The sequence below is a fragment of the Sorangium sp. So ce406 genome (assembly GCF_051474675.1).
GTDB lineage: Bacteria > Myxococcota_A > Polyangia > Polyangiales > Polyangiaceae > Sorangium > Sorangium cellulosum_G.
Window position 1 is genome coordinate 4,539,702 of sequence record NZ_CP150340.1, and the last position, 24,503, is coordinate 4,564,204.

The 24,503-nt window shown below is 70.6% G+C and carries 17 protein-coding genes; 8 read left to right on the plus strand and 9 right to left on the minus strand.

The annotated features are described in order from the left end of the window. Positions 1-27: 27 nt before the first annotated feature. The 6 genes from WME96_RS16505 to WME96_RS16530 all read right to left on the minus strand — a co-directional run bounded on the left by WME96_RS16505 (position 28) and on the right by WME96_RS16530 (position 6,785). Entirely contained in the window at positions 28-978 is a 951-nt protein-coding gene (locus WME96_RS16505; protein ID WP_437291070.1) for an HTTM domain-containing protein, read from the minus strand. Continuing rightward, positions 975-1,529: a hypothetical protein gene (locus tag WME96_RS16510; protein WP_437291071.1), complete on the minus strand. Its 555-nt coding sequence runs from the start codon at positions 1,527-1,529 to the stop codon at positions 975-977. Before WME96_RS16510 ends, WME96_RS16505 begins: the two co-directional genes overlap by 4 nt. Positions 1,530-1,654: 125 nt before the next feature. Next, positions 1,655-2,026 (minus strand): hypothetical protein, encoded by a 372-nt coding sequence (locus tag WME96_RS16515; protein ID WP_437291072.1) that lies wholly within the window; start codon positions 2,024-2,026, stop codon positions 1,655-1,657. 437 nt (positions 2,027-2,463) lie between these two features. Then, the gene (locus WME96_RS16520) at positions 2,464-3,648 is read right to left on the minus strand and encodes a serine hydrolase domain-containing protein (protein WP_437291073.1); all 1,185 of its coding nucleotides are present in this window, start codon (positions 3,646-3,648) and stop codon (positions 2,464-2,466) included. A 270-nt stretch (positions 3,649-3,918) separates the two neighbouring features. Next, the gene (locus WME96_RS16525) at positions 3,919-5,433 is read right to left on the minus strand and encodes a CotH kinase family protein (RefSeq protein WP_437291074.1); all 1,515 of its coding nucleotides are present in this window, start codon (positions 5,431-5,433) and stop codon (positions 3,919-3,921) included. A 170-nt stretch (positions 5,434-5,603) separates the two neighbouring features. Beyond that, positions 5,604-6,785: a DUF418 domain-containing protein gene (locus WME96_RS16530; protein ID WP_437292323.1), complete on the minus strand. Its 1,182-nt coding sequence runs from the start codon at positions 6,783-6,785 to the stop codon at positions 5,604-5,606. A 296-nt stretch (positions 6,786-7,081) separates the two neighbouring features. On the opposite strand from WME96_RS16530, the gene WME96_RS16535 reads away from it, so the two are divergent. Together WME96_RS16535 and WME96_RS16540 are read left to right on the plus strand one after the other, a co-directional pair. Next, positions 7,082-8,062: a MarR family transcriptional regulator gene (locus WME96_RS16535; RefSeq protein ID WP_437291075.1), complete on the plus strand. Its 981-nt coding sequence runs from the start codon at positions 7,082-7,084 to the stop codon at positions 8,060-8,062. A gap of 10 nt (positions 8,063-8,072) precedes the next feature. Beyond that, complete coding sequence (locus WME96_RS16540; protein WP_437291076.1) at positions 8,073-9,356, plus strand: winged helix DNA-binding domain-containing protein; 1,284 nt, start codon at positions 8,073-8,075, stop codon at positions 9,354-9,356. 48 nt (positions 9,357-9,404) lie between these two features. Here the strand turns inward: WME96_RS16540 and WME96_RS16545 are convergent, their stop codons facing one another. Next, positions 9,405-9,911 carry a hypothetical protein gene (locus WME96_RS16545; RefSeq protein WP_437291077.1) on the minus strand — a complete coding sequence of 169 codons (507 nt, stop codon included), beginning with the start codon at positions 9,909-9,911 and terminating at the stop codon, positions 9,405-9,407. Positions 9,912-10,133: 222 nt separating this feature from the next. Continuing rightward, complete coding sequence (locus tag WME96_RS16550; protein ID WP_437291078.1) at positions 10,134-12,077, minus strand: TrkH family potassium uptake protein; 1,944 nt, start codon at positions 12,075-12,077, stop codon at positions 10,134-10,136. 681 nt (positions 12,078-12,758) lie between these two features. Between WME96_RS16550 and WME96_RS16555 the strand changes: the two genes are divergently transcribed. Beyond that, complete coding sequence (locus WME96_RS16555; RefSeq protein ID WP_437291079.1) at positions 12,759-14,273, plus strand: glucose/sorbosone family PQQ-dependent dehydrogenase; 1,515 nt, start codon at positions 12,759-12,761, stop codon at positions 14,271-14,273. Positions 14,274-14,446: 173 nt separating this feature from the next. Here WME96_RS16555 and WME96_RS16560 read toward each other — a convergent pair whose 3' ends face one another. Continuing rightward, the gene (locus WME96_RS16560; RefSeq protein WP_437291080.1) at positions 14,447-15,724 is read right to left on the minus strand and encodes a hypothetical protein; all 1,278 of its coding nucleotides are present in this window, start codon (positions 15,722-15,724) and stop codon (positions 14,447-14,449) included. Positions 15,725-17,080: 1,356 nt separating this feature from the next. Between WME96_RS16560 and WME96_RS16565 the strand changes: the two genes are divergently transcribed. The 5 genes from WME96_RS16565 (at position 17,081) to WME96_RS16585 (ending at position 24,493) form a co-directional block, all read left to right on the plus strand. Then, entirely contained in the window at positions 17,081-18,319 is a 1,239-nt protein-coding gene (locus tag WME96_RS16565) for a cytochrome P450 (protein ID WP_437291081.1), read from the plus strand. A 47-nt stretch (positions 18,320-18,366) separates the two neighbouring features. Further along, positions 18,367-19,890, plus strand: coding sequence for a hypothetical protein (locus tag WME96_RS16570; protein WP_437291082.1), 1,524 nt, complete (start codon positions 18,367-18,369; stop codon positions 19,888-19,890). Further along, positions 19,887-20,795 carry a methyltransferase domain-containing protein gene (locus tag WME96_RS16575; RefSeq protein ID WP_437291083.1) on the plus strand — a complete coding sequence of 303 codons (909 nt, stop codon included), beginning with the start codon at positions 19,887-19,889 and terminating at the stop codon, positions 20,793-20,795. Before WME96_RS16570 ends, WME96_RS16575 begins: the two co-directional genes overlap by 4 nt. Further along, the gene (locus WME96_RS16580; RefSeq protein WP_437291084.1) at positions 20,792-22,264 is read left to right on the plus strand and encodes a cytochrome P450; all 1,473 of its coding nucleotides are present in this window, start codon (positions 20,792-20,794) and stop codon (positions 22,262-22,264) included. Before WME96_RS16575 ends, WME96_RS16580 begins: the two co-directional genes overlap by 4 nt. Positions 22,265-22,999: 735 nt before the next feature. Next, entirely contained in the window at positions 23,000-24,493 is a 1,494-nt protein-coding gene (locus tag WME96_RS16585) for a DUF1592 domain-containing protein (protein WP_437291085.1), read from the plus strand. Positions 24,494-24,503 lie beyond the last annotated feature (10 nt).

Here is a 24,503-nt window from a genome sequence, read left to right on the forward strand (position 1 = left end):
CCGCTGCGGCGCAGGGCGGTGACCCTCTCACGGATGCGCGCCCAGCGCCACCGATCCGCGCGGCTCCGCGCTCACCCCGAAGGCCGCGAGCGTGAGCACCGCCATGAGGGCGCCGAACACGACGAGCCCCATGAAGATCGCGATGCCGACGTGCAGCGCCACCGTGGCCGCCACCCAGATCCGGCGGCTGCGCCGCGGCCAGATGAAGAGCGCGTAGCCGGCCTCGACGAGGATCACGAGCCAGCCGGCGATCGTCGGGATCCAGGGGTCGTGTGCGAGCCAGGAGAAATCGACCTGGCGATACTCGGGCAGCATGACCGAGCGCCAGATCGCCTCGCCGTTCCACCACTGCTCGCCGGACGCCTTGTGGAGGCCGCTCGCGAGGTAGGAGATGCAGAGGTGCACCTGGACGACGCGCAGCGACAGCCGCGTCGTCGCCGGCGGGTCGACGGGCGCGCGATCGAGCCAGCGGTCCAGCGACAGCGCGGCTCCCGAGGGCATCCACACGAGGTAGAAGAGGAAGATGTGGGCGTAGCTGTCCGCGCCGTAGCTCGTGCTCTCCGCCGCCATCATCAGGATCAGGTGGGTGAGCCAGGCCAGCGCGGCCGCGGCCCTCGCCCGCCACCCGAGCAGGAGCGCGACGAGGGCGAGCGCGTAGAGCGCGCCGGTGCCCCTGAGGAGGGCTGCCTCGCCGATGCCCAGCGGGGCGAGGCCGTCGATGAGCCAGCCGACGCGGAGAAGGTGACTCCGGGCCATCATGTCGCTGAGCGGCCCCTGGAGGAAGCCAGACCGCCCGTACAGGTCGAGGAACACCGGAGCGACCATCGCGGCCTGGAGAAGCAGCACCGACGCGAGCCCGATCCGCAGCGCCGCGAGCGGCACGGCCGACGCGGGCGCGAACGCGAAGCGATCGATCGCCTGCCATGCGCGCTCCAGCGCCGCCCGACCCCCGAGGCGAAGCGCGGCGTGCCCGCTCATGGCGCCTCCCGGACTGCCTGCTTCGCGGCGCGCGCCGTCGCCTGCGGAACGAACTTCGCCTGGTAATGCCAGTGACACCTGAACCCGTCTCCCTGACGGTACGCGTGCATCGGGGCGACCTCGCATTCCTCCACGCGCACGACCACGCTGACGGCGCCGGGGTGCCTGGCGAACATCTTCCCGGCCCAGGACGCGGCGATCGAGCGCTTCAGCGCCTGATCGTCTTGAAGCCAGAACCTCCCGACGATGTTCCCGGCGCGCAGGTCCGCCTCGGAGCTCGTCCCGGGCTTGAGGTGATCGGTGGTCACCGCCCCCGTCGCGTCCACGATCTCGAACGTCGCCGAGGGGGGCGAGGCGACGGCGGGAGCGAAGAAGGAATATCCGCTGTCGGCGCCGGAGAGCGTGCCGTACGAGGCCAGCGCGTCCGCCAGCCAACCCCCGCAGCCCAGGTCGATCGGGAACGCTCCCAGGACGACCACCAGGCCGAGGTGCCCCGCGGCTGCGGCCAGGACCACGAGCGCTCGCCACCGGACAATCGCCTCTCTCCCCATCGTTCCCCCTCTCACACCGGCTTCTGACGGTCGCGCGCCGGCCGGCGAGCGCCGGCGACGAGGATGAAGGACAGAGCCGGTCGCCCGGGTCCCTCATCCTGCGTCGCCGGTCCGCGGGACGAGCGTCAGCGGTGCTCGGCCAGGAGCACGACAGGCGTCGGCAGCGCCCCGTACGGAGCCGCTGCGGAGAACGATCGTCCGTGGAACCAGTGGCCGCGATGGCCGTGGTGACCGTGGTGACCGTGGTGACCGTGATGGCCGTGACCATGGTGACCGTGATGGCCATGGTGACCGTGATGGCCGTGATGGCCGTGGTGACCGTGATGGCCGTGATGCGATTGGCGATCACTCATCAACTCGGCCGAGGGCGGCACCGGCGCCTCCTCGACCAGCGCGAGATCCTCCACGGGCCTGGTGGCGGCGGCAGCGGTGAACTGCGCGCCACCGAGCGCCACGGCGCATGCTCCCAGGGTTATGATCAGCTCCACAAACTTCATCGTCGACTCCTTCCAAGGTCGGCTCCCAACGAGGGGGCCGTGGAGCCTCGCGATGCAAGCGGTACGCCGATCCGGTAGGAACATGGGGTGACAGCGACGCAGTCACAACCCCACGGTGAGTCCCGACATCGCCGATTCGGCGGCAGGTGCTATCGGTGATCGCGCCTCGGTGTGCAGGAGTTGTACTGAGGAATCCCCTCGAATTCTTCGGAAAATTCACAGGGAGGCGGGGAGGCGGGGAGGAAAATCTTCAAAATACTCCCCGCCTCCCCGCCTCCCTGTTGAATTTCTCCGCTGAAAAGGGCTGCCAAATTAGGGAATTCCTCGGGGATTTGTACGGTGAACCCAAGAAAGCGACGACGAGGCGAACCTGGCCGGGCGGACTCGCGCGGATCTCCTGGTGAAAGGTCGGATCCCCGTCGAGCGCGGCGATCGCCTCAAGGCGCCCGCAGGACGCGCAACAGATCATCGACGATCCTCTCGACGTCGCCCTCCTCGTGGTTGACGAGCACGGTGATGGCGGCGTCGCGCTCGACAGCACAGTACGACGCGGACACGAAGCCCCACATGCTGCCGCCATGGCCGCAGGTCGCGCCGACCGGCGATGCGCGTCGGGCGAGCCCGAGCCCGTAACCCCGCGCGTCCGCCGGCAGGGCGCCGACCCAGGTGGTCATCTCCGCGAGCTCGGCCGGGCCGAGCAGCCCGCCGTCGAGGAGCCGGACGAAGAAGGTGGTGAGGTCCTCCGTGTTCGACACCAGGCCACCCGAGGTCCACGCGGACGACGGGTCCACCGCGGACGTCGTGTCGACGAGCTCGCCGCCGTACGACCCGTAGCCGCGCACGAGCCCGGGCACCGCGGGCTCGGCGCCGTCGAGGTACGTGCTGGCGAGGCCGGCGGGCTCGAGGATGCGCGCGCGCAGCAGCTCCACGACAGGCTGTCCGGAGACCGCCTCGACGAGGCAGCCAGCGACGATGTAGTTCGTGTTGGAGTACGCGAAGCCCCGGCCCGGCTCGAAATACGGCGGCTCTGCGGCGGAGAAGGCGATGAGCTCCTCGGGCGTCCACGCGCGGGTCGGGTCGGCCTCTACGGCGCTCAGGAACGCGTCGGTGTCCGTGTAGTTGAACAGGCCGCTGGTATGATTCAAAAGCTGCCGGATCGTGATCTGCTCGCCGCGGGGGACGCCCGCCACGTGCGCCGATACGGCGTCGTCGAGCGAGAGCGCGCCCTCGGCGCGGAGCATCAGGACCAGCGTCGAGACGAACGTCTTGGTGATGCTCCCCGCGCGGAAGAGATCTCCTGGCTTCATCGGCGTCCTCGGCTCGATGTTCGCGACCCCCGCCGCGCCCCGGAACGAGCAGCCTCCGACGTCCACGGCCGCGGCAGCGCCGGGGAGCCCCTGCGCGTCGACCGCGGCGTCGAGCGCCGCCTGGAGCCGGGCGGCGAGCGGGGCGCAGGCCACGGCGTCGCCTTCCGGGCCCGGTGCCCCCCCGGGTCGACCGCCGTGGTCCCCGTCGACGCTCGCCGCCGTCTCCGTGGGGCCGGCGGGGTCGGCCCCACACCCGGCGAGCGACGCGAAGACCGGGCAGGCAATCAAGGCAAGCCGCTGAAGGACATGACGCATCGAGCAGATCTCCGAACCCTCGCGCACGTTGAGCCCACCGCGCCGGGGCGACGTGACCCGAAAGGGCACGACGGCCTCGCGCGCCGAGCGGCGGCAAGAGACGGAAGACCGCTGTCGATGTCAACCGGTCTGCAGAATAGAGGTGAGTTCGCGCACGGCCGTCAGCGGCGAGCGTGACTCCCCGCACTGCGGAGACCTACGTTCCGGAGGGACGGAGAGCGTGAATGAGCGAAGCGTGATGGGATCTGGCGGGTCGCGCCCGGCGCCGCCTCAGTAGAGCTCGTCCTGGTGCTGCCAGCGCTCCGAGATCCACGCCTTGAGGTAGGCGATCTCCTCCTCGTAGGTCGTGAAGTCGGTGCGCGTGCTCCAGCCCTCGTAGCTCCGGTACGCCTCGCCCCACCGCGCCTCGTCGCGGCGCGCGCTCGCGTCGATGCGCTGGACGTAGCCGTCCACGAGCGCCTGCACCTCGGCGTCGGCGAACACGCCGTGCAGGACGTCGTTGTAGCGGGCGCGCAGCGGGTCGCCGATCGAGGGCTCCTCCAGGAAGCGCTCGAAGAGGTGGTTCATGCTGACGTAGTCGACGAGCTCGGAGGCCGACTCGCGCGACGTCTCCCACGCCTGGCCGAAGCTCGCGTTGAAGTCCCAGGGCGCGTAGCGGAAGACGTTGCCGGGCGCGGGGTCGTGGTAATGGTAGCTGTTCTTCCCGGCCGAGTCGTCGGCCACGATGAACGTGGCGAAGATCCACCAGTCCTCGTAGTCGCGCCGATCGATCCGCGCGTCGATCTCGGCGACGAACGTCTCCGGGTCGGACGTGGCCACGAAGTCCACGAGCTCTTCCAGGTCCGCGAACGCCCCCGGCTCGCCCTCGGGCGGCTCGCCCTCCTTCTTCTCGAAGCCGTCGTGCAGCGTCTCCTTGGGTTCGCCCTCGCCCCTGTAGGGCGTGAGCGCGAAGTTCGCGTCGTGGCTGACCGCCTTGTAGAGGTTGCCGTCCTGCGGATACCCGTGGTCCTCCATCAGGTACCCGTCCACGTGATCGACGACGGTGTAGAGGCCGCGGTACTCCCCGTCGATGTACAGCACGGCGCTGTAGGTCTTGATCTGGATGTGCTCCGGATCCAGGCGGTTCCAGAGGTCGTAGGCGAGGCGCTGCCGGACATAGGAGTTGTCGTCGAACGTGCTGGCGAGCACGACCTTGCGACGATCGGTGAACCCGCCGGCCTCGTCGGGCTCGTTGAACTTGTCGTTCTTGGGGAACTTCAGGGTGTAGCTCTGCTTCGGGTAAGAGAGCGAGCTCTCGCCGCGGAGCTCCGCCTCGGCCTGGTACGTGTGACCTCGGTAGACGACCGTGGCCGGGGCGTACTCCTTGGCTTCGGGCCCCGGCGAGAGGAAGAGCACCGGGAGGCCGTACTCCTCGGGGTAGCTGGCCGGATCGACGACGGGCACGTTCGACGGATCGGCCCAGTCGTCGGCGACGCCGATCTTGACGCGCCCGACCTCGGAGGTCTGCGCGACGCGGATCTCGACATCGTAGACAGCGGCCTGATCGAGCCCGGGCGAGAACGTCACCTCGCGCGCGACCGGATCGTAGGCGGCGCCCTCGGGGAGATCGACGACCTCGAAGGCGTCGCCGGGGAGCGCGAGTCCCGTCGAGCACGCCACGGGGAACGTCACGGTCTCCCCCTCGAGGAGCCAGTGCGGCCCGCCGCCGGACGGCTCGCAGGCGCCGCCGGGGCCGGAGCCGCCGCCGGGGCCGGAGCCGCCGGGGCCGGACGGGTCACCCGTCAAGGGATCGCCCTGGGAGGGCGTGTCGGAGCAGCCGGCTGCGTGAAGCGATATCAAGGCCAGGGCCGCTGTCAGCGGTCTGAGCAGGTACAATTTTCGCATGGGGGGTGAATCCTAGCGCGTGCGCGCGCGGGCGGAAGGGCACTTCGCCGACGCCGTGCGGCCGTGGCGGGTCAGCGCCGGGGACCCGAAGGCGCGCTTACAAGCTCGGTGCGGCCGTAGGACAGCCGTCGCACCATCACCTCTGCCGGGCCGCGATAGCCGGCGCGCCGCATCCCGTCGGCCAGCAGGATCGAGGCGACCCAGATGGCGATGGCGACCGCGCAGCTGGCGGCGAAGCCCATGTGATCCCGCAGGTCGAGGGTGAAGGGGTAGAACAGCGCCACCCACACCGCCGACTGGAACAGGTAGAACGTCAACGACCGCTGTCCCAGCGCGGCGAGGGCCGTGGTGAGCCGCCCATGGTCGCGTCCGATCCTGATCGCGACGAGCCCGGCGGCGGCGGCCATGCCGATACCGCCGGCGTATCCGGTCAGGGCGTGCGCGCCGGCCACGGTCCAGGTCATCGATGTCGTCCACGCGCCGGTCACCAACAGGGCCATGGGAAGCCTGCCGACGACCGACACGGTCATGAAGAGCGCGGTGGCGCGCGACAGAAGCGGCGCATGGCGCTCCGGCTCATCGAGGATCCGGCGCCTGGCGGCCCAGATGCCCAGCAGCACGCCGGGCGCGACCACGAGGGTGGAGACGGCCGTCTTCAGCGGCCAGTACGGAAGTCCGGCAAGGACGTGGGCACCATAGTCGGGCGCCATGTCCTGCGCCAGGGTCATGGGCGTGCCCATCGCGGCGGCGGTCTGTGCTGTCACGCTCTGCCATGAGAGCAGGAGTGTCGCGGGGACGAGCGTCAGGACGCTGATCCTCCACAGGACCGAGTCCCGGGCCTGGACCAGCGGCGTGAGCACGAGCGACGTCAGCCCGTAGACCGCGATGATGTCGAACGGCACGAGCAGGACCGCGTGCGCGAAGCCGATGACGATCAGCCAGAGGCTCCGGCGCCGCAGCAGGGTCCGGGTCGATGCCCAGTCGCTGCCTCGCGCCTGCTGCCGCCGGGCGAGCTGCCCCAGCCCGTAGCCGAAGAGGAGCACGAACAGGGCGCGGGCCTGGTTCTCGGCGAAGAGCGATCGGATGAGCGCGGCGATGGTGTTGAGCGCGGCCGAGCCGAGATCCCAGCGACGGACGAACGCCGGCGCGTGCGCCACGGCGATCAGCAGCAGCACGAAGCCGCGGGCCAGGTCTGGCGCCAGTGATCGACTGCTCACGTCCGTAGGCGTCTGATGGTTGATGGCAAGCCCCATGAACGTCACCCGACCCGCATCAGGGCCTCTCGCGGCGCTGCGCCGCGAGAGGCCCCGGGCCCGTCACGCGGCTCTCCGCCGTGGCGCTTCGAACGGTCACGAAAGCTACGGTGTGTTTCAGGTGTCGTCAACAGAGCGTCAATCGATCTTCGCCTCTGTCCGGCGAATTCGTGGACTCCTGTCTGCCATTGCAATGGCGTTGCCGATGAATGCAACGAACAGGCGATCGGTCGTTGCGCCGTGCTGATCGCGAACGCACACTCGACTGGACCATCGACTCACAGGAGGCGGGCGAGATGCCGGGAGGGAGGCTGAGCGACCAGGACCGCCGGCACATCGCGTCAGCGCTGGCCGAAGGGCTCACGTACGCCGAGATCGCCAGGCGGCTGGGCAGGCCGACGTCGACCATCAGCCGGGAAGTCGCGCGCAACGGCGGGCCCGAAGGCTACCGGGCGGACCACGCCCACCAGGCCACCGGGTGGCGCGCCCGTCGCCGCAGACAGGGCCGGCCCCCGGAGCTACCGGTCGCCGCCGGTGCCGACGGGCGCGACCCCGAGGCGGTGCGCGGCTTCGTCGAGCAGTTCGCGGCGCTGATGGTCCAGACCGGGCTTCCCCGGATGGCGGCCCGGGTGCTCGCGTCCCTGTACACCACCGACGCCGGCGTCCTGACCGCCGCCGAGCTGGTCGAGCATTTGCGGGTCAGCCCTGCGTCGGTGTCCAAGGCCATCGGTTATCTGGAAGGGCTGCAGGTGGTCCGGCGCGAGCGCGGCCCCCGGCGGGGCGAGCGCTACGTCATCGACGACGACGTCTGGGAGCGGTCGTGGAGGACGAGCGCGCACGCGCACGCGATGTGGGCGGACACGTCCCGGCAGGGAGCCGAGATCCTCGGGGCCACCACGCCCGCCGGAGCGCGGCTGGGCCACATGGGCCGATTCTTCGCCCGCCTCAGCGACGACATGGCCGGCGGCCCGATCGACGCCGCCCTCGGCGACGCGCTGACGGTGCTTGCCGCGCTCGTGCACGCGGGCGCGCCGCTCACCGTGCACCAGCTGGCCGCTGCGCTGGGCTGGCCCCGGGATCGCATCGCCAGCGCCCTGCAGGACGCCGAACGGCACCCGGACGTCACCGATCCTGTCGCCCTCCGGCGCACCGCGCCCGGCACCTACGCCATCGTCGCCAGGCTCGATCGGCTCACCACGACGCAGCGCGAGGCCCTCGGCCAGACGCGGTGGAGAGGCCCCTGGACGCCGATGGGGGGTGAACCTCGTTTCGAGTAAGCTCGCCGGCGTGCCCACCACGACGCTGACACGACGAGATCTGAACCGGGCCACGCTCGCGCGGCAGATGCTGCTCTCGCGGGAGCGCGCCACGGCCGTCCAGGGGATCGAGCGGCTCATCGCCCTCCAGGCCCAGCTCGCGCGGCCACCGTTCATCGGGCTCTGGTCGCGGCTCGCGGGGTTCCGACGCGAGCACCTCGTCGAGCTGATCGCGCGCCGCGAGGTCGTCCGGGCGCCGTTCCTGCGCGGCACGCTGCACCTCGTGAGCGCGAAGGATTACCTGGCGCTGCACCCGATCATCGCGCCGGTGCTCCACGCCGGGGCGCGGTCGGTCCTCCGCGGGCGCGCGGAGGACCTCGACATCTCCCGGCTGGTCGCCGAGGCGCGCGCGTACTTCGACGAGGAGCCGCGGACCATGGACGAGCTGCGCGACCACCTGGCCCAGCTCCACACCGAGGGCGACGTGCGGGCCATGGCCCTCATGGTTCGCATGCACCTGCCGGTCGTGCAGGTCCCCTCCGCGACGGCGTGGGGCTACCCGGGGACGGCGGACTTCGCCCCGGCAGCGTCGTGGCTCGGCAAACCGTTTTGCGAGGGCGAGGGGCCTCACGCGCTCGTGCTCCGTTACCTCGCGTCGTTCGGCCCGGCGACCGCGACCGACGTGCAGACGTGGTCCGGCCTCACCCGGGTCAAGGACGTGCTCCAGTCCCTGCGAGAGCGGCTCTGCACGTTCCGCGACGAGCGAGGCCGGGAGCTCTTCGATCTGCCCGATGCCCCGCGACCGCCCGCGGACACCGCCGCGCCGGCCCGGTTCCTCCCCGACTACGACAACCTCCTGCTCGCGCACGACGACCGCACGCGGGTCATCGCGGACGAGCATCGCGGCCGGATCGTCCTCTCCGCGAACCTGCGCATCCTGCCGACGTTCCTCGTGGACGGCTTCGTGGCCGGCACGTGCACGATCGAGCGGAAGAAGGCCTCGGCAACCCTCGTGATCGCGCCCTTCGCGGCGCTCTCCAGGGATGCGCGCGACCAGCTCGCCGAGGAGGGGGAGGCGCTCCTCCGCTTCGTCGAGGAGGACGCCGGCGTCTTCGATGTGCGCTTCGAGAAAGCCGGGGCCACGAAGGCGCCGGCGGCGCGGGCGAAGGCCAGCGCGGCCCCGAAGGCGCCGGCGGCGCGGGCGAAGGGCGGCGCGGCCCCGAAGGCGCCGGCGGCGCGGGCGAAGGGCGGCGCGGCCCCGAAGGCGCCTGCCGCGCGGGCGAAGGGCAGGGGGGCCGCGAAGGCCAACGGATGAGGCGCCCAGGGGCCTGGGCGTTGCGACGGCGTCGTGCGCGATGCGCTGTCAGGGCGCTGTCTGATCGATGGTGACGTCCACCCCCTCGGTGACCGTGCAGTACCCGCCGTAGCTGATCCCGCAGCTGTCGATATCGACCGTGGTCGTCCCGTAGGGCTCTCCGCTCTTCGGCGCGTCGCTTTGCTCTTCGACCCCATCGGCGGAGAGCCACGCGAACACGCGCCAGCGCGGGTGGTCGGTCGTGCCGAGGACGGCGCCGATCTCGTACGGATGAGGGAAGCTCAGCCCCTCCAGAGACTCCGCGAGCGCGTCCCATCGATTGTCGCCATGGACATCGGGACCGGGGAACTGCGGGTTCTCCGTGTCGAACGGCGCGTCCGAGGCCGGGACGGCGCGGACCCGGAGTGTCTTGAGCTCGCTCGTGCTCACGCCCTCACCCAGCGAGACGACGCCCCTGGCGCCGGGGCCTTCGGGATCGCCGAACGGGACGCACCCGGCGAACAGGCCGCCGAGGGTGGCCATTGCGAGCACAAGAACGGATCTGCGATATGCCATGATGGATCTCCTCCGCGAGCGCCGCGCGGCCGCGTGGTGCGCTGTCGCGACGACGGCGGCCTCCGGGAAGCACGACGCTCCCTGTCGCTGGATGAGCCGAAGCTCCCCGGTCCTTCGCGAAATCGTCGCCGCCGCCGCGCCGGCGGGGCGGGCAGCACGATCCCCGCGCCCACGCGCCCATGCGCCCACGCGCGCCCGCGCCGCGCGCGCCGAGCGCCCCGCTCACCCGATACCCACCTTCTCCTCCGGCAGCCGGTAGCACCGCGCCCGCGCCTGGTTCGCGAGCGCCATCGCCAGCGTCAGCGGCCCGATGCGCCCGATGAACATCGCCAGGGTGATCACCAGCTTCCCCGGGGCGCTCAGCGACGGCGTGATGTTCGCCGACAGGCCGGCCGTGGCGAGCGCGCTGACCGTCTCCAGGGCGAGGCCCAGCGGGTCGTGCGGCTCCAGGGTGAGCATCACGAGCAGGAACCCCGCGACGAGCACCACCATCAGGCACGCCATGCCGAGGGCGCGGCGCACCGTGGCCGCCGGGATGGCCCGGCCGAGCAGGTGCGGCGCCTCGTCCCCGCGCAGCTCGGCGCGCAGCGCCGCGAACAGCGCGGCGAACGTCGTGATCTTGATCCCGCCCGCTGTCGATCCCGGCGCGCCGCCGATGAACATCAGCATGCACGTCAGCATCCACGTCGCCGGACCCATCAGGCCGTAATCCACCGTGTTGAGGCCCGCCGACCGCGTCATCGCCGACTGGAAGAAGCTCGCCATCACCTTCACGGGCCACGACAGGCCGTCCATCGACCGGCGCCACTCGAGCGCCAGGTAGCCCGCGGCCCCGATCGCGAGCAGCACCGCGGTGCCGATCAGCACCACCCGGCTGTGCAGCGACAGCCGCGGCGGCCGCTCGCCGCGGAGCCGCAGCCTGGCCCGGCGCAGGAGCTCGTCGTGCACCGGGAAGCCCAGGCTGCCGAGGATCACCATCCCCGCCAGCACGCCGGAGACAGCGGGCGAGCCGACCAGCGGGACGAGCCCGCCGCCGAACAGCGAGAAGCCCGCGTTGCAGTACGCGCTGACCGCGTGGAAGACGGCCGCCCAGAGGTGATCGCCGGCGCCCGAGAGCGGCTCGCCAGCGACGGGCCCGGCGGCGATCTCGTGGTGGGGCAGGAAGCTGAACAGCAGGCCGAGCGCGCCCACCGCCTCGATGCCGAGCGTGAACAGGACGATCGCGGCGAGGTTGCGCCGGAGCCGCGCGAACGACTCGGCGTCGATCATCTCGGCCATCACGGCCGCGTCGCGCAGCCTGAGCTTCCGGCCGGCCACGATGGCGAAGAAGGTCGACAGGACCATGATCCCGAGCCCGCCGATCTGGATCAGCAACAGCAGGACCGCCTGACCGAACGGCGTGTAGGTCTCGGCGACGTTGTGCACGGCGAGCCCTGTCACGCACACCGCGCTCGCCGACATGAACAGGCCGTCGATGAACGACGCGTCCGCGACGCTCCGGAGCGACTGCGGCAGGGTGAGCAGGAAGCTGCCGAGCAGCGTGGCGACCCCGAACGAGAGCACCATCAGCCGGGCCGGGTGCTCCGCGGCCGTGGCCATCAGCCGCTCGATCGGCCGGCGCCCCAGCAGGCCGGCGAGCGCCACGACGAACGCGAGCACCGTGTAGGACCGGTAGATCACGATCCCCCGGTGCCCCGCGTCCTCGGCCGCGTGCCCGAGCAGGATCAGCCACTTCTCGCCGATGCACGCGAGCAGCAGGGTGAGCGCGAGCAGGAACAGGGCGAGCCGGGGCTTCCTCGCCTCGACCCGCGCGCCGGCGAGCGCCTTGCGCAGGCGCTCCAGCGACACCACGGCCGCGACCCACGCGGGCACGAGCAGCGTCTCCAGCGCGGTCAGGGCGACCGACGCGCGCGGTGTGATCGCGAGGGCGAGGTCGAGCCCGAGGAGGACGGCGCTGCCGGCGAGCAAGGGCGCCGGCCGCATCCAGGCGGCGCGCCGCCGGGGCGCGGCGGTCGCGCCGGCCGCGGTGACCCCCGGCGCGGCCGGCGCCGTGGGCTGGGCGAGCATCGCGAGCGTCAGCCGGGCCTGCCCGGGGTCGCCGGGCGGCTCGGTGCGCGGCGCGCTCGGCGGCGAGGAGGGGGTCAGCGGGGCATCCACCCGCGGCATTCACGCCACCGCGCAGGGCGGCGTCAACACCGTTGTTCTCTCGAGCCTCTCTCGCTATTCAAGTCCTCCGGCCCGTCACCTCGCGGGACGCCATCCTCCAGGCCGCAGGGGCCTGCTGCCCAGCTCACAGGCACGACAGGCGCAGGTGTAGCCGTGCAACCACTTCTGATCACCTCCATTCGCCCTGTGTCACGCTCGGCCTGATGGCGGGGAGGCTCGAGATCGTCGTGGTCAACGGCTGCACGGATCAGAGCTCTGTGGATCGACTGCTGGGTGGCATACAATCCGTGCGCGACCCCTTGAACAAGACAGACCACGTGAGCAGGCTCTCCGCGGTGTAAGGGCGCTGCCGGACTCGCCTGAGCCCGCGCGCCTACGGTGAATCCGGAGGGCAGGGGGGTTGTTGGGCTCAGAGATGGTGCCATCTCCCGCCGCGCGCGGGGAGCGCCCTCTCCGCGATCCTGCGCCGCGTGCGCGCGCCGGATCCATTCGTATTGCAACGCGGATTGAGCTTGACAATCGTTGCTCATGGTAAAGACCTTTGCCTCATCAGGGCACGATTCGATGCTCGCCCTGCGATCCGCGGTTTCACGTCGGAAGCTCGCTCATCACGCCCGCCGGGGCCTGGAACGGTGGGACCTGGTGAGCGCCGTCAACTGAAACAAACAGCGAGGTAGTCACATGTCCGTCTTCTTCTCACGCCGCTCGGCGATCTTCATGGCTCAGGCTGGTTTGCTCTCCACGGCGTCGTGGAGCTTCATCGGATGTGGCCCCACGGATTCCCTGGACGGCCCCGTCGGAGCCCACGATCCGTCGTTTGGCGCCAGCGAGCCCGTCGCCGAGGAGGGCGAAGGTTCTGCTGAGCTCGCCGCCGAGGACGCCACGTTCGCTTCGCGCGAGGTCGTGCGAGGGCTATCGTTTCCGATCCGGGTCGTCTGGGGGCCGGACGGCTATCTGTGGTTGACCGAGCGCGTGGGGAAGCGGGTCGTGCGCGTGAGGCCGTCGGACGGTCAGAAGGCGACAGCGGTCACGATCACGGAAGCGTACCAGTCGGGTGGGCAAGACGGGGTGCTGGGCCTGGCCCTGCACCCGGAGCTGCTCCAGGGCAAGGGCGCTGACTACGTGTACATCTCCTACACCTATGACGCCGATCCAGGCTCAGCCGTGAGCCGCAGGACGAAGATCCGTCGCTACACGTACAACCCGACGGCCGGGACCCTGGAGAGCCCTCTCGACATCATCACGGGCCTGCCCGGCAGCGACGATCACAACTCCGCGCGGCTCCTGTTCGGCCCCGATCAGAAGCTCTATTACACCGTCGGGGATCAAGGGAACAACCAGTTCAACAGGAAGTGCCTCCCGGTGGGCTCGCAGGATCTACCCACGGCGGCCGAGGTGGCGGCGAGCGACTGGTCGAAGTACGCCGGCAAGGTCCTGCGCTTGAACCTCGACGGCTCGATCCCGTCCGACAACCCGCAGATCGCCGGCACCCGCAGCCATGTTTATTCCTATGGCCATCGCAACCCGCAGGGCCTCACGTTCCGCGGCGACACGCTCTATGCGAACGAGCATGGGCCGAAGACCGACGACGAGCTGAACGTCATCCATCCCGGCAAGAACTACGGCTGGCCGCACGTGGCCGGGTATCAGGACAATCAAGCTTACAAGTACGCCAACTGGTCGGCCTCGACGACGCCCTGCGCGTCGCTCCCGTGGAACGACTATGCGCCTCCTTCCTCGGTCCCCCAGCAGCAGGAGAGCGCGTGGAGCCACCCCGATTTCACGCCGCCGTTCTTCACCTTCTACACCGTCCCCGACGGCTACAACTTCCAGAATCACACGTGCGGGTCCTCCGGTTATATCTGCTGGCCGACGATCGCGCCCTCCTCGCTCCACCACTACGCTGCTGCATCCGGCATCCCGGGCTGGGAGGACTCACTCCTGATGACCACGCTGAAGAAGGGCGCGGTGTACCGGGTGAAGCTGAGCGCGACAGGCGATTCCGTGGTCGGCGAGCCCGTCGTCCACTTCCAGACCACCAACCGCTACCGCGACCTCGCGATGAGCCCGGACGGCCTGACATTCTACGTGATCACGGACACCGAGGGGAACACGAGCGGCCCGACCGGCGGGGCGACGACGGCCCTGAGCAACCCGGGAGCGATCCTGGAGTTCACGTACACAGGGGCGAACTGAGCCAGCTCCCGCGATCGGGCGGACGCCAGGACGGTCGCTGTGGATGACGGGGAAGCGCGCGGCTGTTCAGGAATGGGACGCGGCCGTCGCGGTCGGGGGAGGGGGAGACGAGGGCGTCAGCGCGCTCGGCGTCGAGAATGGACAACCTCGACGCCGAGGTGCGCCGCCTCGGATCAGGGCGGGCCCGCGGCGCCGTCCTGGATCCATTGACGCAAGATCCCGAGCTGCTGCGGGGTCATGGTCGGCCCGGTCGTGCTGGGGGGCATCACGCCCCCGATGCACTGTGCCGTGGCGGTCGGCGTGCAGCCCGCGGTCTCCGCCAGCCCGGCGGCCTTGAGGTAGAGCCAGCTATGATCGGGATCGCCCGGAACGACGAGCTTGTACTGGCCGCCGTCGAGGGAGGGGCGGTTGACCAGGCCGTCGACGATCTTCCTGGAGCTGATGTGGCCGCCGAGCGTCAGCCGCGCATTGGCCCCCGACTCGGCGTGGCATCCGCTGCACAGGTTCGTCGTGTCCTCGAACAGGGGCCGCACCCTCTCGTGGAAGAACCCTGATTCCACCGGCAACGGCTCGTTGGGGTTCACGACCTCGTCGGGCGTCAGGTTCTCCTGGATGATCTTGATCTCGGTGTCCATCTCGCGGCACTGCGCGACGAGATCGTCCTTCAGCTTCTGGTCGGTCGGCTTCAGGCCCTTGGCGAGGCGATACTTCTCCCACACGTTGTCGATCCAGCCATGGAGCTTCCAGAACATGTAGTTGTCGATGTTCGCCTCGGTGTTGTTCACGCCGTGCTGCGTGTTGCCCGGACGCGCCCACTTGGCGTGCAGCACGAAATGAAGGCCGACCCACGGCATGTTGCTCGCCTCCGGCGTCCGCAGCCTCTGCCCCACGTTGCACTGGAGCCAGAAGCCGAGCGTCCCTTCGTCCGGGAACCTCGCGAGGTTCTCGGGCTTGTCGATCTCGTCGCCGATCCTCCCGGCTTCGAGGGCGGACGCATCCCAGTCCTTCCACGCGGAACGCCACTGGGGCGGCACGTCTTCCGCCGAGGTCGGAAACTTGGTGAAGCCCTCGAACTGCTCGCTGTGGTTGGGCCAGAGCTGCTTCAACGCCTGGATCATGTGGCGGTGAAACACCAGGAACTGATAGCCGTCGCCGCCGGTCTGGCAGTTCTGATCCTCCGGGACGAGCTGGGTGAACCGGCAGATGTTCACCTTGCTCAACCCACCGCCGCCCGGGAGGTTGCAGGCCCGGATCGCGTGCCACTCGACGTGGGCCGCCTGCCACGAGTTGTCATACATCCACTCCAGGACTTCCGGCTGCACCGTCAGATCAACGATGTTCGGATCGGTCTTCCCGGGCGGAAAGAACTCCGCCGGCCCATCCTTCATGGTCGGGCTGGAGTCGCTGGGGTGGGGCATATAGCCGTTCACGCAGTGGTCATACGGGTGCATGGTCGAGTCGCCACCACCCGAGCCCGAGGCCGCGTGCGAGCTCGAGGCCGAGCCCGACCCCGAGGTCGCGCTCGAGCCCGCCACCGGGCCCGATCCGCCCGATCCGCTCGTCGCAGCGGGCCCCCCCGCGCCGCCCTCGGGCGCGCTGCCTGACGCGTCGTTTCCTTCGTCGCCGCACGCGCTCAGGGACAACGCGGTCAGCGCCACGAGCGCGGCCAGACGTCGTCGGGATGCGCGGCGGTCGGTTGCAGATGCGTGTTGCAAGTGATTGTATCGCATGTAGCTCTCGCAGGCCGGTAAGCTCAGGCCGTCAGTCGCGTCCAACCCCACATCGGGCGGGCGGCTTCACTCTACCGACGGCATACGAGCTTGGTCAACAGTATTAACTTACGACTGAGTCTGTGCAACTGAGTCTGTTTATTTGTCGATCATTGGTTGAATTGTCGCGTCCGGCTGCGAATGAGAGGCGGCCTCTTCGGTGTGCGGACACGCTGGTGATGTTGCGGCGCTCGTTCAGGACGGGACCGATCGCGCAACGAATCTTCTGTCGCCTCGGGGCCAGGATGCAGCACGGCTTGCTCGCGCCCGTCTCCGGCCACTGCGACAATTCAAAATCCGATATTCGGCGAGGCGTGTCCAGCGATTTCGCGCGCCAGGGTGAGCGGCGCCCCCGCTGACACGGCACCTGAGGATTCGTCCTCACCGATGATACAGTGACGATGGACAGTGCCGCACGTGGACCACAGCAATTTCTTCTCCGGCGCGACGGGACGGGATGCTCGCCTGGGCGGGCGACTCCGTCGGTCGCCTCGACGGGATCTCCGCTGCTGTGCAACGCCACGGCCCCGGCGCTCAAGGCGCTGGACGAGCGATATCGGGCGCGAGGGCTCCTGGTCGTCGGGATGGTTCACCACGAGGATCCCGAGCCCTCGATCCCTGGGCGATCAAAGGCTATCTGACGCGCTTCGGGTACGGCTTCCCGATCGCGATCGACGCGGACTGGAGCACGCTCGAGCGCTGGTGGATGAAGGCCACCCGAAGCGGGAGTACACGAGCGCCGGCTTCCGACGGCGCGCTGGCACGGTGCCAGCAGGTGCCCGGTGGCACGCTGGCATCGTGCCACCGGCCGGGTCGCGCGAATCCCTGCACACGCAGGCTTCTCTCGCGTGTGCGACCTCCTCGGCGAGGCGGGCCCGTGGATTGCTTTTCCGATCCGCGACGGGCTGCGACGGGCCGCGATAGGCCCCCGGGCCGCGCGCCACACCCTGGCCACGCTGGAGGAACACGGCGCATCGCCGATGCCGCCGCTGCCCGTCGCCTCTCCCGCTTTGCTGCACGCAAGGAGCAACGCCGCGCATGACCGCCACCGCCCCCTCGCACGCCGTCGGCACCTACGATCTCCGCGACCCCGCCCTGTTCCTCGACCCGCATCCGCTGCTCCACCGGATGCGCGACGAGGCGCCTGTGTGCTGGAGCCCTCAGCTCGAGTCGTGGGTCCTCACCAGCTACCAGGACGTCTGCGCGGCGCTCCGCGATCCGCGGCTCTCCGTCGTCGAGGAGCTCAAGCGCATCGAGGGGCTGACGACGGCCGACCAGCTCGCGCTAGGACCCCTCCGGCGCATCTTCCTGGCCTGGGGGGACCGCGCCGACCCGGAGCGGCACGCCCTCTTCATCAAGCGCCTCAAGCGCCACTTCACGCCGCAGCACGTCGAGGCCCAGCGCCCGCGCGTCCAGGCGATCCTCGACGGCCTGCTCGACGCGGCGGTGCGGCGCGGCGAGATGGATCTCGTCAACGACGTCGCGCACCCGATGGCGATGGCCGTCGTGGCGGGGGTGACCGGCCTGCCGACCGAGGCCGTCGACCTGTACCTCTGCTGCTCGAACAAGATCTCCGAGCTCCTCGAGATGGGGGATCGGGACCAGCTCTTCCGCTGCCAGGAGGGCATGGTCGAGCTGTCCGAGTTCCTGCGGCCCATCGTCGAGCAGGCGCGGCGCAGGCGCGAGCGCGGCGCCGACCTGCTCGGCGTCTTCGTGGACGCGGACCCGGACGCCGTACAGTTCAGCGACGATTATATCGTCGCGCAATGCATCATGTTCCTCGTCGTCGGGTACCACACGACCGCGAACCAGCTCTGCAACGGCGTGCAGATCCTGTTCGACCACCCCGAGGAGCGGGCCAGGCTGGCGAGCGATCGCGCGCTCCTCCCGAACGCCTTCGACGAGATGATGCGGTATCACGGCGCGGTCGCCTCGGTGCGGCGCATGGCGACGGTCGACCTCGCCATCCGCGACAAGCACATCCGCGCCGGCGAGACGCTCGTCCTCGCGCTGGCCGCGGCGAACCGCGATCCGCAGGCGTTTCCGGCGCCCGATCGCTTCGACCCCGCGCGGGAGGGCGCGGGCCGGCAGGTCGGCTTCACCATCGGCCCTTACTCCTGCATGGGGCAGGCGCTGGCGCGCCTGGAGGCGCAGGTCTTCTTCAGCACCCTGCTCGACCGCTTCCCGCGCCTCCGGCCCCTGGACGCCTCCCCGGACTGGATGGTGTTCCGCCCCCTCGGCCGGGAGCTCAGGACGCTGTGGGTCCTGTTCGATTGACGGCGCGCCGGCGCGTCGCGCGTCGTCCCCGAGCGGAGGAAGGCACCATGAAGCACGTCGTCGAGCTGATCGAGCAGAAGAAGCGGGAGATCGCCGCGCACCCGTTCTACCGGTGGATGGCGAGCGGCCCCACGTCGCTGGAGACGCGGTTCGATTTCGCGCCGGTCATCGCGAACTTCATCCTGGGGTTCAGCGACATGAACCGGTGGTTCATGAGGTACCCGGCGCCCGCGAGCGCCTTCGAGCACGCCATCAACAGGCACACGCGGGAGGACGAGACGCACGCCAGGCTGTTCCTCGAGGACTGGCGCAAGCTCGGGCTCGACCGGCGCCTCGGCTGGCGCGCGAGCGACATGCTCGGGTGGTATTACGCGGGCACCGAGACGGACATCTTCCGGGAGTACGGCATGGAGATCATGCAGATGTGCACCCTGAACGAGGACCCGCTGGTCCGCTCCGCCGTGATGCAGGCGATCGAGGCGTGGGGGCATGTCTTCTTCACGGCCTCCGCCGGCGTCGCCGCCGATCTCACGAGCAGCTCCGGCGTGGAGTACCGCTACTTCGGCCCGTACCACCTGAAGCGGGAGATCGGACACCTGCTCTTCGACAGCCAGCTCTTCGAGGAGGCGACGCTCGACGAGGGCCGGCGCGCCCGGGCCATGGCGCTGGTGAGCCGCCTCTTCGAGATGATCCGCGTGAAGAGCGACCGGCTCCTCCGCTACGCCGAGCGGGCCACGAGCGACGCCGGGCCGCCGTCGACGGCGCGCATCGCGTCCGCCGCGCGCGCCCCCCGGCAGGAGCCCGGGCCGGCCGCGGCGAGCCCGGCGCGCCGGCGGGGCGGGCCCGTCGCGCCGGGCCAGGAGCCGGTGCAGCGCGTCCTGGAGCAGCGCAAGCGCGCCGCGGCGGAGCACGCGCTGTTCGCGTGGATGCGGGCGCGCGACCCGCTGGACCCCGAGGAGAAGCTCCGCCGCATCGCGCTCTTCTGGACGCCGGACTGCATGGGCTACCGGGATCTGAACGCCCACGCCCTCGCGTACCGGCGGCCGGCGGACCCGCGCGAGCGGGCGATCAACCGCTGGGTCGCCGACCTCCAGTCCCACCACGGGCTGTACCTGCGCGACTGGATCGAGCTCGACATGGACCGGCGGCTCGGCTGGAGCGCGAGCGACACGCTCGAGTTCTACTGCGCGAGCAAGCACTCGGAGGCGCAGCGGCGGAGCATGTCCGCCTTCGTCAAGCTCGCGTTCGCGCACCCCGAGCCGGCGCTGCGGTTCTGGCTGATGGAGGCGCTGGAGGCGAGCGGGGACGCGTTCTTCGAGAACACGCGCGCGCTCGCGCGCCGGGTCGAGGCCGAGCGCCCGCTGCGGCTCGACTACCTGGCCGATCGCCACGCGCTGTCGCACCCCGCGCTCGAGCCGGACGAGGAGGCCGACGCCGTCGCCTTCAAGTCCGAGCCGCTCGACGAGCGCGGCCGCGAGGTCGCCGTGGGGATGATCCACACCGTCTTCGACTGCCTCGAGCTCCAGTTCTCGCTGTCGCTCGAGCTCGCGACCCGGGGGGCATCGCTGTGACCGATCGCGCATCGACGCAGCGCGCGCCCTGGCGCAGGGCGCTCCTCGTCCCTACGCTCGTCCGCGCCGGGCTGCGCGCGTTCCGGGCCCGCGGAGGCGCCTGGGACCGTTACTGGCGCGGCATCCGGCAGACCGGCGCCGGCGGCGAGGTGCTCTGGGACGGCGACAGCGCGGAGGAGCGGGGCTGGATCGTCGGTCTGGCCCGCCGCGCCATGGACTCGGGCCTCCCCCTGGTCGACGTCGGCTGCGGCAACGGCCGCTACACGCGCGCCCTCGCGCCCTGGTTCACGGCCGCGGTGGGCGTCGACGTCTCGGCCGAGGCCGTGGCGCACGCCGAGCGGGAGACGCGCGCCGAGCTCGAGGCGCTCCACCGGACGAGCGCGGCGCCCGCGCCCGGCGAGGCGGGAGCCGCCCCCGGGGGGCCCTCGGCGCCGCCGCGCCTCTCCTTTCGCGTGCTGGACATGACCGAGGCGGGCGCCGGAGCGCGCCTCGGCGCCGAGGTGGGCACCGCCAACGTGTTCGTCCGCGGGCTCTTCCACACGCTCGACGCGGCGCAGCGGGACCGCCTCGCCGAGAGCTGCCAGGCGCTGGTCGGTGAGCGCGGCACCCTGCTGCTCGTCGAGACCGACTTCCCGGGCAGCGCTCTCGCGTACCTCGAGTTCCTCGGGGCGCGGGGCGGCGACTACCCGACGCCGCTCCTGCGTTGCCTCGAGGCGGGGCTCCCGCCGCCGGCGCGCTTCGGCGCGCGGGAGCTCGCGCTGCGCTTCCCCGGGGCGTCGTGGGAGCACGTCGAGGCCGGGAGCGCGGAGCTGCGCTCGGCCGCGATGCGGCCGGGCCAGACCTCGACGCGGATCCCGGCCTTCTACGCCGTGCTGCGGGCGAGGCCGGGCAGGGGCTCGCCATGAGCGCTCCGGCCCCGTCGCGCCCCGCCACGGCCCCGCAGCGCCCCGCCACGGCCCCGTCGCGCCCCGCCGCGGCCCCGTCGCGCCCCGCCGCGGCCCCGTCGCGCCCCGCCGCGCAGGCGGCCCCCCGGGGCCTCGGCGCCAGCCTGCGGAACGTGCGGGAGTTCAAGGCGAACCCGCTCGCGTTCTACCGGCGGCTCACCCGGGACGGCGGCTCCGGCTACCGGGAGGTCGCGTTCTTCGACCTCTTCGGCCCCAACTACCTCGTCAACGACGTCGACGAGGCCGGGCGCATCCTCACGGGCGCGATCGACCGGGGCGGCGCCACGAAGGACGGGCTGCGCTTCTTCGAGGTGATGGGCCGCCTGCTCGGGCGCGGGCTCTTCACGGCCGAGGGCGACGTCCACCTCCGGCAGCGCCGACTCCTCCAGCCGTCGTTCCAGCCGAGGGCGGTGGAGGATATGGCGGGCGGCGTCGTGCGCGCCGCGTCCGCGGCGGGGGCGCGCTGGTCGACGCAGGTCGGCGCGACGCTGGACGTCGAGGGCGAGATGCGCCGCCTGGCGCTCGATCTGCTGGCCGAGCTCTTGATCGGCGGCGATCTGCGCGACGACGTCCACGAGTTCGGCGCCCTCAACGAGGAGATGGAGGCGCGCCTCGTCGAGGCGATGGGCGCGCCCGTCCTGGCCCCCGCGTGGCTGCCCACGCCGGGCAACCGCCGGTTCGCCGCGACGGCCGCGCGGGTCCGCGCGGTGGTGGCGCGCCTCATCGCGCGGCGGCGCGCGAGCCTGGAGGCGGGGCGCGCCCCCGACGTGCTCCTCACGCGCCTGCTCGCCGACGAGCTGAGCACCGGGGCGATGGGGAAGCGGCAGTTCCTCGACGAGATCGCGACGCTCCTCGTGGGCGGCTACAAGAGCACGGCGCTCGCGCTCACCTGGACGTGGTACCTGCTGGCGACGCACCCCGACGCCGGACGGCGGCTGGCCGCCGAGGTCTCGGAGCAGATCGGGCAGCGGCCTCCGACGTTCGCCGACGCGCGCGGGCTGCGCTTCACCCGGATGGTCGTCCAGGAGTCGATGCGCCTCTACCCGCCGGTCTGGGTGATCAACCGGGTCGCCGCCCGGCGGGACGTCCTCGGCGGGGTGCCGATCCCGCGGGGCGCGATCCTCGCCGTCAGCCCGTACACGCTGCACCGCCACCCCGCCCACTGGGCCCGGCCGGACGACTTCCACCCCGAGCACTTTGCGGAGGGCGTCACCCGGCCGGCCCACGCGTACCTCCCGTTCGGCGCCGGCCGGCACAAGTGCATCGGCAACCACCACGCCATGGCCGCGGCGATCCTGACCCTCGCGACGCTCGCCGCCCGGTACGCGTTCGAGCCGCCCGCGCACCCGGTCGCGGCCAGCGCGCGGGCCTTCACCACGCCCGAGGCCGGGATGCGGATGCGCCTCACCGCAGCGCCGACGCGATCGTAAGCCACGAGTCACCTACAAGGGAAGGGTGGGCTCGCGCGTCACCGTCATGCTGCGTAGCGTTACCGGGCGCGAAGCACCGATATCGAGCGGCCGGCCGCCACGCTGACGGCGTGATCGACGAGCTCGCCCGGCTCCTAGCGGCCGGCGCCTCTCGCGTGAACGGACTCCCGTCATGAATTCGGTAGATCAGGAAATGTCCTGTCCTGCGGGACAGGTGATGGTCCTGACGCGCAGGTCGATCTCGAGGTGGCCGCGCGTTCGCCCTCTCGAAGGCCGCGAATGAAGAGGAGGCGCGCTCTTCAGACGAACCGCGTCGCGGAGCTCGCGGAGGCACGGCCCTCGACATCGAAGCGCACAGCACCGCGCCGCTCGTACGCCGGCATTTCACGATGACGTCTCCAGAGGAAACCGTCGGCGAGGCGCTCGTGCCCACGCTTAGGGACGAGCGTCGGGCTCGTCCACACCTTTCGTTTCGCTCGCGTGATCACTGCGACACGGACCGGGAATAGGTGACGCATGCGCATGCGAACATTAAGAAACCTCTCGTACATCGGTACGACAATTTTTCTTGCCTCAACACCGCTGTTCGCTGGTTGCACCGGCAGCATAGCGGACGGTGCGGACGATGACGGGTCGACCTCCGGCAGCAGCGGCGGCGACACGGGGGGGGGAACCACGCTGCCGCCGCCGGAGAAGTGTGTTCCCGGCATTCCGGCGACGACCCAGATCCCCCGCATGCTGAACCGGCAGTACGACAACACGGTGCGGGACCTCCTCGGCGTCACCACCGTGGGCTCCGAGAGGAAGATGCCCTCCGAGCTGCTCGTCTCCGACTTCGACGGCCCGATGACCCCGCCCGCGTGGAGCATCTATCAAGACGTCGCCGCGCAGATCGCCAAGGACGTGATGGCTGGGCCGAACAAGTCCAGGTTCATCAGCTGTGACCCTTCGGCGAGCGGCTGCCTGGAGGAGACCATCAAGACCTTCGGCCGCAAGGCGTTCCGTCGCCCGCTGAGCGCCGAGGAGGTCGCGCGGTTCCTGAAGCTCGGCCAGACGACGCCGGCGGGGACGCCCGCCGAGGTCGCCGAGACGACGCTGATGGCCTTCCTCGTGTCGCCCTCGTTCCTCATGCTCCCCGAGCTGACGACCACCCCGTCCCCGTCGGGCAAGGGCATCCAGCTCTCCAGCCACGAGGTGGCCACGAGGCTCTCGTACCTGCTCTGGGGCTCCGCTCCGGATGAGGCCCTGAACGCGGCGGCCGACGGCAACCAGCTCCAGACCAAGGAGCAGATCCTGGAGCAGGCGCAGCGCATGATCGCCGTGCGCGAGAAGGCCGGCCCGCTCGTGACCGCGTTCCACCGCAACTGGGTCCAGATGGACAACGGGAGCGCCCACTGGTGGAAGGGGGATCACGACAGCGACGCGTATCCGCTCTACTCCGCGGGCGCCAAGCTCAGCGCGCAGGCCGAGCTCGACGCCTACTTCGAAGAGGTGGCGTTCGCGGGCGGTTCGTTCGATGACCTCCTCCTCAGCAACGTCGCCTTCGTCAACAAGGACAACGCGGCGATCTACGGGCTCGATGCTTCGAAGTACGGCACCGAGCTGACCAAGGTGGAGCTGAACGCCGACGAGCGGCCGGGCTTCTTGACGCGCGTCGGGTTCTTGAGCTCCTACTCGGGCTACGACGCCACGAGCCCGATCCTGCGCGGCGCGTTCATCACGTCGTACATGCTCGGCGCCAATCCGGGTCCGCCCCTCCCCGGCGCTACCATGCTGACCGTCGAGGGCGACTTCAAGACGCAGCGCGCGTACGTCGAAGAGCTGACGAAGCCCGCGAACTGCGCGGGCTGCCACGCGGCCATCAATCCGCCGGGGTTCGTGATGGAGGGCTTCGACGCCATCGGACAGGTGCAGACGGAAGATCCTCGTGGTGGTGCCATCGACGCGAGCGTCACGACGAGCACCGTCAACTTCGGCGACGGCAAGGTGAAGGAGATCTCCTCTCCGTTGCAGCTCATGCAGGAGATCGCCCAGACTCCGAAGGCCAAGCAGCTTTACGCCCAGGCGTGGGTCGCCTATGCTTATGGTCGGGCTCCGAACGGGAACGACAAGTGCCTCGTGGATCAGCTCGACATGAAGCTGTCCGAGGGCGGCTACAGCGTTCTCGATCTGCTGGCCGATCTCACTCAGACGGAATCGTTCACCACGCGAGTCCGTGAAACGCAGTGATAGCTGAGGA